Origin of the sequence: Rhodococcus sp. 21391 (assembly GCF_016772255.1) — a bacterium.
Lineage (GTDB): Bacteria > Actinomycetota > Actinomycetes > Mycobacteriales > Mycobacteriaceae > Rhodococcus_F > Rhodococcus_F opacus.
Genome location: NZ_CP063781.1, coordinates 1,721,756 through 1,737,834 on the forward strand (window position 1 = coordinate 1,721,756; position 16,079 = coordinate 1,737,834).

16 protein-coding genes are annotated in these 16,079 nt (G+C 69.1%); 13 read left to right on the forward strand and 3 right to left on the reverse strand.

Features of this window, described 5'->3' with window-relative positions; genetic code table 11:
- Positions 1 to 34 precede the first annotated feature (34 nt).
- A complete protein-coding gene (gene pdxR, locus GO592_RS08130; protein ID WP_007299502.1) occupies positions 35 to 1,543 on the reverse strand; it encodes a MocR-like pyridoxine biosynthesis transcription factor PdxR in 1,509 nt (502 codons plus the stop codon).
- Positions 1,544 to 1,561: 18 nt separating this feature from the next.
- Between pdxR and GO592_RS08135 the strand changes: the two genes are divergently transcribed.
- From GO592_RS08135 to GO592_RS08190, 12 genes are all read left to right on the forward strand, one after another.
- The gene (locus tag GO592_RS08135) at positions 1,562 to 2,191 is read left to right on the forward strand and encodes a pyridoxamine 5'-phosphate oxidase family protein (protein WP_007299503.1); all 630 of its coding nucleotides are present in this window, start codon (positions 1,562 to 1,564) and stop codon (positions 2,189 to 2,191) included.
- Positions 2,192 to 2,432: 241 nt separating this feature from the next.
- A complete protein-coding gene (locus GO592_RS08140; protein WP_005561976.1) occupies positions 2,433 to 2,531 on the forward strand; it encodes a potassium-transporting ATPase subunit F in 99 nt (32 codons plus the stop codon).
- Positions 2,531 to 4,216, forward strand: coding sequence for a potassium-transporting ATPase subunit KdpA (gene kdpA, locus GO592_RS08145; RefSeq protein ID WP_007299504.1), 1,686 nt, complete (start codon positions 2,531 to 2,533; stop codon positions 4,214 to 4,216). Before GO592_RS08140 ends, kdpA begins: the two co-directional genes overlap by 1 nt.
- A gap of 41 nt (positions 4,217 to 4,257) precedes the next feature.
- Positions 4,258 to 6,318, forward strand: a complete 2,061-nt coding sequence (gene kdpB / locus GO592_RS08150; protein ID WP_085990392.1) for a potassium-transporting ATPase subunit KdpB — start codon at positions 4,258 to 4,260, stop codon at positions 6,316 to 6,318.
- A 6-nt stretch (positions 6,319 to 6,324) separates the two neighbouring features.
- Complete coding sequence (locus GO592_RS08155) at positions 6,325 to 6,975, forward strand: potassium-transporting ATPase subunit C (RefSeq protein ID WP_007299506.1); 651 nt, start codon at positions 6,325 to 6,327, stop codon at positions 6,973 to 6,975.
- A gap of 7 nt (positions 6,976 to 6,982) precedes the next feature.
- Positions 6,983 to 9,520, forward strand: a complete 2,538-nt coding sequence (locus GO592_RS08160) for a sensor histidine kinase (protein ID WP_007299507.1) — start codon at positions 6,983 to 6,985, stop codon at positions 9,518 to 9,520.
- A complete protein-coding gene (locus GO592_RS08165) occupies positions 9,517 to 10,197 on the forward strand; it encodes a response regulator (RefSeq protein ID WP_007299508.1) in 681 nt (226 codons plus the stop codon). The genes GO592_RS08160 and GO592_RS08165 overlap by 4 nt, the downstream gene beginning before the upstream one ends.
- A gap of 96 nt (positions 10,198 to 10,293) precedes the next feature.
- Positions 10,294 to 10,584 carry a DUF1905 domain-containing protein gene (locus GO592_RS08170; RefSeq protein WP_007299509.1) on the forward strand — a complete coding sequence of 97 codons (291 nt, stop codon included), beginning with the start codon at positions 10,294 to 10,296 and terminating at the stop codon, positions 10,582 to 10,584.
- Positions 10,585 to 10,681: 97 nt separating this feature from the next.
- Positions 10,682 to 11,638 carry an alpha/beta fold hydrolase gene (locus tag GO592_RS08175; RefSeq protein ID WP_007299510.1) on the forward strand — a complete coding sequence of 319 codons (957 nt, stop codon included), beginning with the start codon at positions 10,682 to 10,684 and terminating at the stop codon, positions 11,636 to 11,638.
- Positions 11,639 to 11,696: 58 nt separating this feature from the next.
- Entirely contained in the window at positions 11,697 to 12,512 is an 816-nt protein-coding gene (gene recO / locus GO592_RS08180) for a DNA repair protein RecO (protein ID WP_039952368.1), read from the forward strand.
- Complete coding sequence (locus GO592_RS08185; protein WP_039952369.1) at positions 12,478 to 13,287, forward strand: isoprenyl transferase; 810 nt, start codon at positions 12,478 to 12,480, stop codon at positions 13,285 to 13,287. Before recO ends, GO592_RS08185 begins: the two co-directional genes overlap by 35 nt.
- Positions 13,284 to 13,685, forward strand: a complete 402-nt coding sequence (locus tag GO592_RS08190) for a hypothetical protein (RefSeq protein WP_005247889.1) — start codon at positions 13,284 to 13,286, stop codon at positions 13,683 to 13,685. The genes GO592_RS08185 and GO592_RS08190 overlap by 4 nt, the downstream gene beginning before the upstream one ends.
- Before the next feature lie 3 nt (positions 13,686 to 13,688).
- Here GO592_RS08190 and GO592_RS08195 read toward each other — a convergent pair whose 3' ends face one another.
- Both GO592_RS08195 and GO592_RS08200 read right to left on the reverse strand, forming a co-directional pair.
- Positions 13,689 to 14,114, reverse strand: coding sequence for a Fur family transcriptional regulator (locus GO592_RS08195; RefSeq protein ID WP_005261219.1), 426 nt, complete (start codon positions 14,112 to 14,114; stop codon positions 13,689 to 13,691).
- Entirely contained in the window at positions 14,111 to 14,464 is a 354-nt protein-coding gene (locus tag GO592_RS08200) for an ArsR/SmtB family transcription factor (RefSeq protein WP_005574847.1), read from the reverse strand. Before GO592_RS08200 ends, GO592_RS08195 begins: the two co-directional genes overlap by 4 nt.
- Before the next feature lie 221 nt (positions 14,465 to 14,685).
- On the opposite strand from GO592_RS08200, the gene GO592_RS08205 reads away from it, so the two are divergent.
- Positions 14,686 to 16,077, forward strand: a complete 1,392-nt coding sequence (locus tag GO592_RS08205; protein WP_005571613.1) for a glycine--tRNA ligase — start codon at positions 14,686 to 14,688, stop codon at positions 16,075 to 16,077.
- Positions 16,078 to 16,079: the final 2 nt, after the last annotated feature.

Here is a 16,079-nt window from a genome sequence, read left to right on the forward strand (position 1 = left end):
CCCTCCCCGTGACTGTTCGTTCGAACGAACAGTATCAGCCGAGATGTCGCCGGACTACCCCGCCGATCGCCTCGGCTGCCCCGCGGGCCCGCGATTCGGGCAGCCGGGCATACCCGCACACCAGTCCCCGCGGTCCGTCCGGGATGGTGCGGTAGTCGGCGAGGCTCGGGACCGTCACACCGTGTTCCCGCAGCTCAGCCGACAGGGCGACGTCGTCGACGGAACCGGGCAGCGTCAGGACGACGTGGAGACCGGCCTCGATGCCGGCGAGTCCGACACCGCCCGTGTGGACCGCGTACAGTTGCCGCTGCAGCGCCGTGACGAAGGCCGCCCGCCGGGCGGAGTAGGTGCGGGAGGCGCGGGCGAGGTGCCGGGACAGCGCTCCCGAGTCGATGAAATGCGCCAGCGCGAGGGCAGTGATCGAGCAGCACGCCTCACCGCTCGCGTCGAGGGCCCGGATGAGTCCCGGCCGCAGGGCCGGAGGGGCGATCACCCACGCCACCCGGATCGAGGGCGTGAGGATCTTCGACGCCGTGCCCACGTACGCCACGCATTCGGACCCGCGGTCGATGCTGCGCAGGGCAGGTAGCGCCGACACGTCGTAGCGGAACTCGCCGTCGTAGTCGTCCTCGATGATCACCGTTCCGGATGCCGCGGCGTCGGCCACGAGCCGGGCCCTGCGGCCCACCGGCATCCGGGCACCCATCGGATACTGATGGGCAGGCGTGCAGTAGGCCGCCACGTCGGTCGCACGCAGCAGCGCGGGGTCGAGGCCGTCGCCGTCCACGAACACACAGCGCGTCCGCACCCCCGCGCGGTCGAGGACGGTGCGGGCCCGGCTGTAGCCGGGCTCCTCGAACACCACGTCCCTTCCGCCGAGTTCTGCTGCGGCGACGAGGGTGCGGAGCGCGGCGCCCACCCCGGGGACGATCACCAGTTCGTCGGGGCGCGCCGCGATCCCCCGGGTGCGGCGTAGATGCTCGGCGAGGGACCGCCGCAGCTCCGGGTGTGCGCCGGGGCCCGGGAGGTCCGACGTCACGGCCGCGGCGGCGGCCGACCGCCACGCCCGGCGCCAGTCGACGGTGGAGATCAGGGCGGGATCGGGGTGACCCGGAGTGAGATCCCAGAGCGCCGCCGGCTTCTCGGGGGCGGCGGAGGACGCCCGCTCCGAGGTTCGGGTGATCGTGTGCGAGGCGACGTGGGCGCGGGCCGCCACGTCGGCGCCCGGTGCGATCCGCGTGCCGGAACCGGCGCGGGCGTTCGCGTATCCGGACGAGCAGAGTTCGTCGTAGGCGTCGACCACCGACGCCCGCGCGACCGTCAGGTGTTCGGCCAGCGCCCGCGTGGAGGGCAGTGGGTCGCCGGGCCGCAGGCGACCCACGCGGATCTCGTCGAGGATCGACTCCGCGATCCGGTGCCGAAGCGGCGCGTCGGTGTCGGGGAGCCGCAACGTCAGGTGCAGTTCGGGGCTGATCCGGGGCATGGCCCCGACAATACTGGCCTGCCGATAATGGTGATTGTGGATCTGGAGGGTGATCCACATGAGGGTGAGGATGGTCTCGTGGACAAGATCACGAGATACCCGGACCGTGCCCGCACCGAACGAGCGCAACTCGACGCCGTCCTCGACGCCGCCCCGATGGGCACCCTCGCCACCGTCGTCGACGGGCTGCCGTGGGCCGTGCCGATGCTCTACGCCCGCGAGGGCGACAGGATTCTGCTGCACGGCTCCACCGGGGCCGGCGCGCTGCGGCAGGTGGCGGCGGGCGCACCGGCGGCGCTGTGCGTCGCGATGCTCGACGGAATCGTCGTCGCGGACACCCTGTTCGACTCGTCCGCCAACTACCGTTCGGCGGTGGTGCGGGGCAACCTCGTCACCCTCGGCGAAGACGAATCCGCCGACGCACTGAACGCGCTGTCGGACGTGCTGATCCCCGGCCGCAGCACGGAGGTCCGGGGGCACCGGCGCAAGGAACTCGCCGCGACACTGGCCCTCGCCCTCCCGATCACGCCGGGCCGGTGGACCGTCAAGGTGCGGGACGCACCACCGGGTGAACCCACCGAAACCAGCAGCGCCTGGGCCGGCGTGGTCCCCGTGCGGTCGGTCGCCGGTGCGCCCGTCCCGGCACCGTGGGTGGCGAGCGGCACACCCGTGCCCGCGTCCGTGTCGCGGCTGACCCGGACCGCGTAAGGAAAGCGTCAAGAGCCGTAGGAGCCCCGTAAGCGCTTCGTCAGCACCGCCTCTTTCGCCGAGATCGCGCGTGATGCTGGCATGACACCCCACAACCGTGGGGTGTCATGCCTGCGCTGAACCGCATGATCAGTACGAAGAGGGATCCTCACATGGCCGATGTGGCCTACGTCGCGCTCGTCCTCGGCGGATTCGCCTGTTGCGCGCTCGTTCTCCGTGCCCTGCAGACCGGACGCGTGAAATGACAGGCGCCGGAATACTCGCGGTCGCGCTCGTCGCGATCGCCGCCGCGCTCGTCGTGTACCTCCTGATCGCGCTCATCGACCCGGAGCGGTTCTGATGACGCCTGCCCTGGCGGCCGGACTGCAGGTCGCTTTCGTCCTCGCGGTACTCGCGGTCGCATACGTGCCGGTGGGCGACTACATGGCGCGGGTGTACGAATCACGCCGTCACCTTCGGGTCGAATCCGTGCTGTACCGCCTGTGCCGCATCAACCCCCACACCGAGCAGACCTGGTACGGCTACGCGGGCAGCGTGCTGGGATTCTCGGCGGCGAGTGTGCTGTTCCTCTACGCCCTGCAGCGCATCCAGGGAGTGCTGCCGCTGTCCGGGGACCTCTCCGGGGTCGGTCCCGCGGTGGCGTTCAACACGGCCGTGTCGTTCGTGACGAACACCAACTGGCAGTCGTATGCGCCCGAAACCACGATGAGCAACCTGACCCAGCCGGTCGGGCTCGCCGTGCAGAACTTCGTGTCCGCAGCGGTGGGCATGGCCGTCGCAGTGGCGCTGATCCGCGGGTTCGTCCGGGTGTCGCGCGGCGGTGAGATCGGCAACTTCTGGGTGGACCTCACCCGCGGCAGCCTGCGGATTCTGCTGCCGCTCTCCTTCGTGATCGCACTGATCCTGCTGAGCCAGGGCGTGATCCAGTCCTTCCACCCGGGCTTCGCGTCCACCGGTCTGGACGGCAACTCCGTCACCAACGCGCTCGCACCCGTCGCCTCACAGGAAGCGATCAAGGAACTCGGCACCAACGGCGGCGGGATCCTCGCCGCCAACTCGGCGCATCCGTTCGAGAACCCGACGCCGATCAGCAACGTCGCCGAGATCCTCGCGATCCTGCTGATCCCGGTCGCCCTCACCCGCACGTTCGGCACCATGGTCGGCGATCGCAAGCAGGGGCTGACCCTGCTCGCCGTGATGGGCATCCTGTGGGGATCGCTCCTCGCGGTCACGCTCGCGGCGGAGTCGGGTCGGCGCGGCGTCGCCGCCACCGCCGCGGGCGCGATGATGGAGGGCAAGGAGGTTCGTTTCGGAATTCCCGGTACGGCGCTGTTCGCCGTGAGCACCACCGGAACGTCCACGGGCGCGGTGAATTCGGCGCACGACAGCCTGTCGCCACTCGGCGGCGGAGCCGTTCTGCTCAACATGCTGCTCGGTGAGATCGCGCCCGGCGGTGTCGGCACCGGGCTCTACGGAATCCTCGTCCTCGCCCTGATCGCAGTCTTCGTCGGCGGACTTCTCGTCGGCCGCACACCCGAATACCTGGGCAAGAAGCTGCGGCAGCGGGAGATCACGCTCGCCGCCCTGTCCGTGCTGGTGATGCCGGCGCTGGTCCTGATCGGCACCGGGATCACCGTGATCCTGTCCTCGACCACCGGCTACCAGGGCAACAGCGGCGACCCCGGAAGTCCCGGATCCATCCACGGGTTCTCGGAAGTGCTGTACGCGTTCGCGTCGGCCTCGAACAACAACGGCAGTGCGTTCGGCGGGCTGACGGTGACGAGCGACTGGTTCCAGACCGCCCTCGGCCTGTGCATGCTGTTCGGCCGGTTCCTGCCGATCATCTTCGTCCTCGCGCTCGCCGGATCCCTGGCGTCGCAGAAGAAGACCGCCGCGGGCGCCGGAACCCTGCCGACGGCGGGCCCGATGTTCACCGGGCTCCTCACCGGCACCGTCGTGCTCGTCGCGGCGTTGACATTCTTCCCGGCCCTCGCGCTGGGACCGATCGCGGAGGCTCTGCAGTGAGTGTGAACGTGACCAGTCGTCCGGAAACCGGGGCGGTGACCATGACGCCCGAGGCCGGCCACGACCCGGCGCCCGTGAAGGCGGGAATCTTCAGCCCCGCTCAGCTGCTGACGGCGCTGCCGGGCGCCCTGCGCAAACTCGACCCCCGGCACCTCGCTCGCAACCCGGTGATGTTCGTGGTGTTCGTCGGTTCCGTCGTCACCACCGTCATGGCCGTCGCCGACCCGTCGGTGTTCTCCTGGGCTGTCGTCGCCTGGTTGTGGTTCACCGTGTTGTTCGCGAATCTGGCCGAGTCGGTCGCGGAGGGGCGGGGCAAGGCGCAGGCGGCGAGCCTGCGGAAGGTGAAGCAGGACACGGTCGCCCACCGGATCACGGTGAGCGGCCGGGTGGAGTCGGTGGCGGGTACCGAACTCACCGTCGGCGACCGGGTCGTCGTCGAGGCGGGTGAGGTGATACCCGGCGACGGTGACGTCGTCGACGGCATTGCGACCGTGGACGAGTCGGCCGTCACCGGCGAGTCGGCGCCCGTCGTCCGCGAATCCGGCGGCGACCGGTGTGCCGTCACCGGTGGCACGACCGTGCTCTCCGACCGGATCGTCGTGCGCATCACCGCGGCCCCCGGACAGTCGTTCGTGGACCGGATGATCGCCCTCGTGGAGGGGGCGGCGCGGCAGAAGACGCCGAACGAGATCGCGCTGAACATCCTGCTGGCGTCGCTGACGATCATCTTCCTGCTGGCCGTCGTCGCGATCGGTCCGATGGGCCTGTACGTGGGCCAGGAGCAGGATCCGATCAAGCTGATCGCGCTGCTGGTGTGCCTGATCCCCACCACGATCGGGGCACTGCTGTCGGCCATCGGCATCGCCGGGATGGACCGGCTGGTGCAGCGGAACGTCCTCGCGATGTCCGGGCGGGCGGTGGAAGCCGCCGGCGACATCGACACCCTGCTGATGGACAAGACCGGCACCATCACGTTCGGCAACCGGCAGGCCACGGCCTTGCATCCCGCACCGGGGGTTTCCGCGATCGAGTTGGCCACGGCCGCACGGTTGTCCAGCCTCGCGGACGGCACCCCCGAGGGTCGCAGCATCGTGGACCTGTGCGCCCGCGACTTCGGGCTGGACCCGGCACCGTCCGAGGCGGAGAGAGCAGCGGAGTTCGTGCCGTTCACGGCGCAGACCCGGATGAGCGGACTCGACATCGACGGCGCCCGGATCCGCAAGGGCGCGAGCGACGCCGTGCTGACCTGGGTGCAGGCGCACGGCGGGCGCGCGGCGCCCGCGATCACCGACAGCGTGAACCAGATCGCGCAGTCCGGGGGGACGCCGTTGGTGGTCGCCACCGTCCGCGGAGACGCGGCGACCGTCCTCGGCGTGATCGCGTTGTCGGACGTGGTGAAACCGGGCATCGCCGAGAGGTTCGCGGAACTGCGGGCCATGGGGATTCGCACGGTGATGGTCACCGGCGACAACCCGTTGACGGCGAAGGCCATCGCGGCCGAGGCCGGAGTCGACGACTTCATGGCCGAGGCGACACCCGAGGACAAGCTCGCGCTGATCCGGAGGGAACAGGAGGGCGGCCGGCTCGTCGCGATGACCGGGGACGGCACCAACGACGCTCCGGCGCTGGCCCAGGCGGATGTCGGGGTGGCGATGAACACCGGCACGTCGGCGGCGAAGGAAGCCGGGAACATGGTGGATCTCGATTCGGATCCCACCAAGCTCATCGAGGTGGTCGAGATCGGCAAGCAACTGCTCATCACGCGCGGTGCGCTCACCACGTTCTCGCTCGCCAACGACCTGGCCAAGTACTTCGCGATTCTCCCCGCCCTGTTCAGCGGCATCTATCCGCAGCTGGACACGCTGAACATCATGCGGCTGGCCACCCCGGAATCGGCCATCCTGTCGGCGGTGATCTTCAACGCCGTGGTGATCGTCGCGCTGATCCCGTTGTCGCTGAAAGGCGTTCGCTACCGTCCGTCGTCCGCGTCGACGCTGCTGGGCCGCAACCTGCTGATCTACGGCCTCGGCGGTGTGATCACGCCGTTCGCCGGTATCTGGCTCATCGACCTCGTCGTCCGTCTCATTCCCGGAATTGGGTGATCCCGCATGCGATTTCTCATCGGCCTGCTCCGGCAGACCTGGGCCGGACTACTCGTCCTGCTCGCACTCACAGCAGTCCTCGGTGTGCTCTATCCCGCCGCAGTGTGGGGGGTGAGCAGGATCGGCGCGGGAGCGGCCGAGGGGTCTCCGGTGCGCGACAGCACCGGCTGCGTCGTCGGGAGCCGGTGGGTTGGTGTCGACGCGCAGGTGCCGGCGGGGGAGCCGGATCCGTTCTTCCACAACCGGGTCACCGGGTCGGTGGCCGATCAGGATCCGTTCGCGCCGGGAGACCCCGCCACCGCCCTGCCCACCAATCAGGGGCCGAGCAGCGAGATCCTGGCGACGTTCATCGCCGACCGACGGGCGGCGATCGCCACCCGGGAAGGGGTGGACCCCGCCGAGGTACCGGCGGACGCGGTCACCGGATCCGGCTCGGGCATCGACCCGCACATCAGCGCCGCGTATGCGGCGTTGCAGGTGCCGAGGGTGGCGGCGGAGAACGGCCTCAGCGAGACCCGGGTTCGGCAACTCGTCGACGAGAACACCGAGGGAAGGCAACTCGGCTTCCTCGGTGAGGAACGGGTGAACGTCCTCGGACTGAACCTGGCCCTCGGACTGACCGCTCCTGAGTGCACGGCCCCGACCGCTGGTGGATGATGGCGAGGTGAGTGGTACCGGAACCGACGGCGAGCGCCGGGACATCGAACGCCGACGCGGTGAACTGCGCATCTATCTCGGTGCCGCACCGGGCGTCGGCAAGACGTTCGCGATGCTCGGTGAGGCGCACCGCCGCCGGGAGCGGGGGTGCGACGTGGTCGCGGCCGTGGTGGAGACCCACGGCCGCGACCGCACGGCGGCGCAGCTCGGCGACCTCGAACTGATTCCGCCCAAGCTGATCGCCTACCGGGGCACGCTCGGCCGGGAACTCGATGTCGAGGCCGTACTGGCCCGCAGGCCGGCGCTGGTCCTCGTCGACGAGCTCGCGCACACGAACACGCCGGGCAGTGTCCACGAAAAGCGCTGGCAGGACGTGGAGATACTCCTCGCCGCGGGGATCGACGTCCTCTCGACGCTCAACGTCCAGCACCTCGAAAGCCTCAACGACGTGGTCCAGCGGATCACCGGCGTGGTGCAGCAGGAAACGGTTCCCGACGAGGTGGTGCGCGCCGCCACCCAGGTCGAACTGGTCGACATCACGCCGGAGGCTTTGCGCCGCAGGCTGTCCCACGGAAACATCTATGCCGCGGACAAAGTCGACGCGGCCCTGAGCAACTACTTCCGGAAAGGGAATCTCACCGCACTCCGCGAACTCGCGCTGCTGTGGGTGGCCGACCAGGTGGATGCCGCACTCGCGAAATATCGTGCGGAGAACAAGATCACCGACACGTGGGAGGCCCGGGAACGGGTGGTGGTCGCGGTGACGGGCGGACCGGAATCGGAGACGCTGGTTCGCCGCGCCGGCCGGATCGCGTCGAGATCCAGCGCCGAACTGATCGTCGTGCACGTGGTGCGCGGCGACGGCCTCGCAGGTGTCTCGGCCCCGGAGATGGGCAAGGTACGGACCCTCGCCGCGAGTATCGGCGCGAGTCTGCACAGCGTCGTCGGCGACGACGTCCCGACCACGTTGCTCGACTTCGCCCGAACCGCGAACGCCACACAACTGGTGCTGGGCACGTCGAGACGCTCACGGTGGGCGCGGATCTTCGACGAGGGCATCGGCGCAAGCGTGGTGCAACAGTCCGGGTCGATCGACGTGCACATGGTGACGCACGGCGAATCCCATCGCCCGAGGCGGTTGTCGCCGGTGGGATCCCGTTCGCGCACGGCGATCGCCTGGATCGCCGCGGTCCTCGTACCGACGGTGGCCACGCTGGTGATGAGTGCCGTCGACCGTTGGCTCGGATTGGTCGGCGAGGGAGCCCTGTTCTTCATCGTGGTGCTGCTCGTCTCGCTGCTCGGAGGTGTCGCCCCCGCCGCGTTCTCCGCGCTGATCTCGGGTCTGTTCCTCAACTACTTCTTCACGCCGCCGGTGCGGAGCTTCACCATCGCCGAACCGGACAACTTCATCACCACGGTCGTGCTGCTCGTGGTGGCCGTCGCCGTCGCGGTCCTGGTCGACGCGGCCGCCAAGCGGTCACGGGAAGCCCGCCGGGCGTCGCAGGAAGCCGAGTTGCTGGCACTGTTCGCCGGATCGGTGCTGCGCGGCGCCGACCTCGACACCCTGCTCGAGAAGGTGCGCGAGACCTACAGCCAGGATTCGGTCAGCGTGCTGCACCGGGACCGCGGTCCGGTGGGGTCCGTCGGGCCGCACCCACCGGTGAGCGTCGACGACGCCGACACCGTCTGCGAGGTGGGGGAAGGGGAATACGCGCTCGCCCTGCGCGGCAGCGAACTGCACGCCCGGGACCGTCGGGTGCTGCTCGCCGTCGCCAACCAGGCGGTGGGCATGATCCGCCAGACCGAACTCGCGCAGGAGGCGGGTCAGGCGCAGGCGCTTGCCGAGGCCGACCGGTTGCGGCGGTCGCTGCTGTCCGCCGTCAGCCACGACCTCCGGACCCCGCTGGCCGCGGTCAAGGCCGCCGCGTCCAGTCTGCGCAGCGACGACGTCGACTTCTCCCCGGAGGACACCGCCGAACTGCTCGCGACCATCGAGGAATCGGCCGACGTGCTGACCTCTCTCGTCGGCAACCTGCTCGACTCCTCCCGTCTCGCGGCGGGAGTGGTGACCCCGACGCTGCGGCCGGTGTACCTCGACGAGGTGGTGCACCGGGCGCTGGTGGGTCTGGGAATCGGCGGCCGGACCGGGACCAGGGCCCGGGAAAGGGTGGAAGTCGACGTCGGAACGGTCACGGCGATGGCGGATTCGGGCCTGCTCGAGCGGGTGCTCGCCAATCTGATCGACAACGCACTCCGCTACGGTGAGGACTCCGTGATCCGGGTCGGTGCCGCGGCGGTGGGAGACCGCGCCGTCATCACCGTCGCCGACACGGGGCCGGGAGTTCCGCGTGGGCGGGCAGACGAGTTGTTCGCCCCGTTCCAGCGGCTGGGAGACCGCGACACGACCACGGGAGTCGGGCTCGGACTCTCCGTCGTCCGCGGATTCGTCGACGCGATGGGCGGGACCATCAGCGCCACCGACACCCCCGGCGGCGGTCTGACGATGGTGGTGGAACTGGCCCGGGCGGGAGGGGAGCATTCATGACGAGGGTCCTCGTCGTCGACGACGAACCGCAGATTCTCCGCGCCCTGCGGATCAATCTGAGCGTGCGCGGGTATGACGTGGTGACGGCCGCGTCCGGTGCGGCCGCCCTGCGCGCCGCGGCCGAGCGGCCGCCGGACGTGATCGTGCTCGACCTCGGGCTACCCGACATGGACGGCACCGAGGTGCTGGCCGGCCTCCGCGGGTGGTGCCCCGCACCGGTGATCGTGCTGTCGGCGCGGACGGACTCCGCCGACAAGGTCGAAGCCCTCGACGCCGGCGCCGACGACTACGTCACCAAGCCGTTCGGGATGGACGAGTTCCTGGCCCGGGTGCGTGCGGCCGCCCGCCGGGCCACGACGGTCGTCGACACGAGTGAACCTGTGGTGGAGACGGATTCGTTCACGGTCGATCTGGCGGCGAAGACGGTGCGGCGGGCGGGGGCCGAGGTGCACCTGACACCGACCGAGTGGGGAATGCTCGAGATGCTCGTGCGCAACAAGGGCAAGCTGGTGGGACAGAAGGAACTGCTGCGGGAGGTGTGGGGGCCGGCGTACGCCACCGAGACCCACTATCTGCGGGTGTATCTGGCGCAGCTGAGGCGCAAACTCGAGGACGACCCGTCCCATCCGCGTCACCTCATCACCGAGGCGGGGATGGGCTACCGATTCCAGGTGTGACCGGGCGACGTGATCCTGCTCACGACCGATGATTCCGGCCGGCTCCGGGAGTCCTACCTTCGACCGCAGCATCACACTCGACCGGAGGAGCCACGAATGCCCGCACCGAAGACCCCGCAACCACTCGCACACACCTTCACGGCGCCGATCCAGAAGGACGGGGCGTTCGCGACGTACGTGACCGTGCCGGACTCCGCCGATCTTCTCGGAACGCGGCGGTCGGTGAAGGTCGGCGGGACGATCGACGGCCACCCGTTCAATGCGACCCTGATGCCCTCGGGTGAAGGTCCGCACTGGCTTCCCCTGAAGATCGCACTGTGCAAGCTGATCGGTAAGGACAGTGCCGGAGTGGAGGTGACGGTGCACCTCGGGCACCGTTTCAGCTGACGCCGGGCGGCGTCCGGGTTTGATCCGGGGAGAGTGGGGTACGGATCACCCGGAAGCGGTCTGCGTTTCCGAACGGGTTTCGAGGTGTGTCGTGCCGATGTGGCCGCGGTTGTCGGAGTGGCTCCCCACTCTGGGGGTCGTGGTGCTCGTCGCCGCGTGCGGAGCGAGCGACGACGGCGGCACGAGCGAGAATTTCGCCGGCACCGTCGACATCGGCGGGGGTAGGAACATCCATCTCGAGTGTGCGGGCGCAGGCGCGCCGACCGTCGTGTTCGTGTCCGGTCTCCGGTTCGGTGCCGATCAGTGGACGACGACGGCCGATCCGGCGAGCACCTCGGCCTTCGACGGGGTCGCCGGGTTCACCCGAGTCTGCTCGTACGACCGGCCGGGAGTCGTGCTGGGCGGCGACGCATTGAGCCGCAGCGACCCGGTTCCGCAGCCGATCACCACCACGGACGCGGTCGCCGACCTCCAGTCGCTGCTGGGCGCCACGGGCGAGGCCGGCCCCGGCCCCTACGTGCTGGCCGCCCACTCCTACGGCGGTCAGATCGCGAGACTCTTCGCCGGCACCCATCCCGACGAGGTGGCGGGCATGGTGCTGATCGACGCGCAGTCGGAGGAGTTGCAGACACTCCTGCCCCCGGAGCAGTTCGAGGAGTTCCTGCGGCTCAACACCCCGCAGCAGGACAGTCTCGACGAGTACCCGGACCTCGAGCGTGTCGACTTCGTCCGCAGCTTCGACGAGATCCGCGCCGCCGAACCGATCCGGCCCCAGCCACTCGTCGTCCTCTCCGCCGACCGTTCGGTGGCGCCGCAGATCGCGGAGGGCATTGCGAACGGAAGCCTCCCCGCCGACATCGATCCCGGCTACGGCCCGGCCCTCGACGCCGTGCAGCCGAAGGCGCAGGCGGATCTGGCACAACTCGTCCCGGGTGCCACGCATGTCACGAACACGAACAGCGGCCACAACATCAACATCGAGCAGCCGCAACTCGTCATCGACGGAGTCCGCGACGTCGTCGACGCCGTGCGCGACGGGCGCACCGAGCCCTGACCGTCGCACGCGGCTCGGCCTGCGGAATGTGGTCGCCTCGACGTGGGAGACTGGACCGGTGAGGTTGTATCGAGACAATGCGGTGGTCCTGCGCCAGCACAAGTTGGGCGAGGCCGACCGTATCGTCACACTCCTCACCCGGCAGCACGGTCTGGTGCGCGCGGTGGCCAAGGGGGTGCGCCGCACGAAGTCCAAGTTCGGCGCCCGGCTCGAGCCGTTCGCGTACATCGACGTGCAGCTCTACCCGGGCCGCAATCTCGACATCGTCACCCAGGTCCAGACGGTCGACGCGTTCGCGACCGACATCGTCGACGACTACTCCCGGTACACCACGGCGTGCGCGATCCTCGAGACCGCCGAGCGACTCGCCGGTGAGGAACGGGCCCCGGCGCCGCAACTGCATCGCCTGACGGTCGGGGCGCTGCGGGCCGTCGCCGAGCACAACCGCCCGTGCGAGCTGATCCTCGACGCCTTCCTGTTGCGGGCCATGGGTTTTGCGGGGTGGGCTCCCGCCCTCGACGACTGCGCGCGGTGCAGCGCCCCCGGACCGCACCGGGCATTCCACGTGGCCGCCGGGGGAGCGGTGTGCGTCCATTGCCGGCCGCCGGGCGCCGCCACGCCGTCACCGGGTGTCCTCGATCTGATGGATGCGCTGATCCGCGGCGACTGGGCGAGCACGGAGGACGTGCCCGAGTCGTTGCGGGGGCAGGCCAGCGGTCTGGTCGCGGCACATCTGCAGTGGCACCTCGAACGGCAACTCCGCACTCTCCCGCTGATCGAACGCGCACGACCGCATGCGGCGGTAGGGGTGGAGGATTCGGTCAGGCAGGATGGGGACCGTGATTCGACGACGCGAACCTCGAGCCCCGCATGATTCCGGGGCCGAGCGCCAGATCCGGCCGCCGGACCCGCACCCTTCGGGCGCCCGCCCGCCGGGCCTGCAATCCGAACTCGTGCCCCGGCACATCGCGCTGGTGATGGACGGCAACGGCCGCTGGGCGCAGGAGCGGGGACTGCCCCGGACCGCGGGCCACGAACGCGGCGAGGCCGTGCTGATGGACGCCGTCTGCGGGTGCATCGAGATGGGCGTCGAATGGTTGTCGGCCTACGCGTTCTCCACCGAGAACTGGAAGCGCAGCCCCGAGGAGGTCCGCTTCCTGATGGGCTTCAACCGCGACGTGATCCGCCGTCGCCGCGACGAGATGCACGAGATGGGGGTGCGCGTGCGGTGGGCGGGCCGCCGGCCCAAGCTGTGGCGCAGCGTCATCAAGGAACTCGAGATCGCCGAGGAGTTGACGAAGCACAATACGGTCATGAATCTGACCATGTGCGTCAACTACGGCGGCCGCGCGGAGATCGCGGACGCGGCGAAGGAGATCGGTCTCCGGGTCGCGGCGGGGCAACTCGACCCGGAGAAGATCACCGAGGCGACCGTGGCCCGGTACCTCGACGAGCCGGACATGCCGGACGTGGACCTGTTCCTCCGGCCGTCCGGCGAGCAGCGCACGTCCAACTTCCTGATCTGGCAGTCGGCCTACGCCGAGATGGTGTACCAGGAGAAGCTGTTTCCCGATTTCGACCGCCGGGACCTGTGGGCGGCGTGTGTCGAGTACGCGTCGCGCGACCGTCGGTTCGGTGGAGTGAAATGACCGTCGACGGGGCGCCCGCGCTGCTGGCGCGGGCGGCGGACGCGCTCGAGCACTTCGCCACCGTCACCCGGGCGGAGGACGGTTCGCTGAGTTTCGAGTACGCCGGGGCGCTGTGCTCGATCAGTGCGATGACCCTGACCGAGGGCCTCGACGTGCTGTCGATGACGTGCGTGCTGGCCTGGGATCGTCCGGTCAGCGCGTCGCTGCACAAGAAGGTCGCGGAACGCAACAGCGCACTGCAGTTCGGTTCGATCGCGGTGTTCGGTCACGGCCGGCTCGCGGACGTCATCCTGCGCTACACGTTCCCCGCCGCCGGGCTCGAGGACGAGGCGCTGACCACGATGCTGCTTCTCGTGTTGAGCGGGGCTGACACCGCCCGTCAGGGGCTGATCCCCTGACGCTCACTGCGTCGCGATGCAGTCCTTGCAGAGGCCGAAGATCTCGATGGTGTGGCTGACGTCCGAGAAGCCGTGGGCGTCGGCGATCGACTGCGACCACTGCTCGACGGTGGGTCCCTCGACCTCGACGGTGTAGCCGCAGGCGCGGCAGACGAGGTGATGGTGATGTCCGGACGAGCAGCGCCGGTACACGGATTCACCGGTGTCGGTGCGCAGGACGTCGACCGTTCCGGCGTCGGCGAGAGTCTGCAGGGTGCGGTAGACGGTGGTCAGCCCGATGCCTTCGCCGCGCTTGCGGAGTTCGTCGTGCAGTTCCTGCGCCGACCGGAACTCCTCGATGTCGTCGAGGAGCGCGGAGATGGCGCTGCGCTGCTTGGTAGCGCGTACTCCCACGACGACGGGCTTGCGCTGGCCGGTGTTCTGGGTCAAGGCTTCTGTCCTTCCTCGGCGTGCGCGACGGCGTCCACGACGATGTGGGCGAGGTGGTCGTCCACCAGGCGGTAGAGGACCTCACGTCCCGTGCGTTCGCCGCGGACGACGCCCGCGGCTTTGAGCACGCGAAGATGCTGGCTGATCAGTGGCTGGGTGACTCCGAGTGCCCCGACGAGTTCGTGCACGCACCGTTCCGATTCGCGGAGCTGGAGGACGATCGCGATCCGGACGGGGGCCGCGAGGGCGCGCAGGATGTCGCCGGCCGCCGCAAGGGTCTCCTTCGACGGCACGGGAGCGGGCGCCGCCGCCTCGAACGGATGCAGATCCCCGGGATCGATGACGCTCACCAGTGATCTCCTTCGGTGTGCCGGACAATGGACGGGACCGTGGCCGCGAGGCCGTCGGCCCGGGAGGATCACCCTCACCTTATTGCAAATCGATTCCATTTTGATATGCACGAATACGCATGTCAACCGGGTGGGTGAACCGACCGCGGTCGGGCAGATAGGCTGGGCTCCGAAAAGCGCACGTGAACCATGCATCTATTACCCAGATGGAGAGCACCCGAGTGGCACCGAAGTCCAAAGTCGAAACCGTCGTCAATCTCGCCAAGCGTCGTGGCCTGGTCTACCCGTGCGGTGAGATCTACGGAGGCACGAAGTCGGCCTGGGACTACGGCCCCTTGGGCGTCGAGCTCAAGGAGAACATCAAGAAGCAGTGGTGGCGCAACATGGTCACCAGCCGTGAGGACGTCGTCGGCCTCGACTCCTCGGTCATCCTGCCCCGCGAGGTGTGGGTGGCGTCCGGTCACGTCGGCGTGTTCAACGACCCGCTGGTCGAGTGCCTCAACTGTCACAAGCGCCACCGTCAGGACCACCTGCAGGAGGCGTACGCGGAGAAGAAGGGCCTCGACAACCCGGACGACGTCCCGATGGACGTCGTGGCCTGCCCCGACTGCGGCACGGTCGGTCAGTGGACCGAGCCCCGCGACTTCAACATGATGCTCAAGACGTACCTCGGCCCGGTCGAGAGCGAAGAGGGCATGCACTACCTCCGCCCGGAGACCGCGCAGGGCATCTTCGTGAACTTCGCGAACGTGCTCACCACGTCGCGCAAGAAGCCGCCGTTCGGTATCGGCCAGATCGGCAAGAGCTTCCGCAACGAGATCACGCCTGGAAACTTCATCTTCCGCACCCGCGAGTTCGAGCAGATGGAGATGGAATTCTTCGTCAAGCCCGGCGAGGACGAAGAGTGGCACCAGTACTGGATCGACTACCGCATGGACTGGTACACCGGGCTCGGCATCAACAAGGACAACCTGCGCCTGTACGAGCACGCCCAGGACAAGCTGTCGCACTACTCCAAGCGCACCGTCGACATCGAGTACCGCTTCCACTTCCAGGGCAGCGAGTGGGGCGAGCTCGAAGGTGTGGCCAACCGCACCGACTTCGACCTGTCGACCCATTCGAAGCACTCCGGCACCGATCTCAACTACTACGACCAGGCCACCGGTGAGCGCTACACGCCGTACGTCATCGAGCCGGCAGCCGGTCTCACGCGGTCGCTGATGGCGTTCCTCGTCGACGCGTACACCGAGGACGAGGCGCCGAACGCGAAGGGCGGCGTCGACAAGCGCACCGTGCTGCGTCTGGACCGTCGTCTCGCCCCGGTGAAGGCCGCGGTGCTGCCGCTGTCGCGTAACGCGGACCTGACGCCGAAGGCCAAGGATCTCGCAGCGACGCTCCGCCAGCACTGGAACGTCGAGTTCGACGACGCCGGCGCGATCGGCCGCCGCTACCGCCGTCAGGACGAGATCGGCACACCGTTCTGCATCACCGTGGACTTCGACACGCTCGAGGACCACGCCGTGACCGTGCGTGAGCGTGACTCCATGGCTCAGGAGCGGGTCGCGCTCGACCAGGTCGAGGGTTACCTGGCGCAGCGCCTCATCGGTTCCTGATC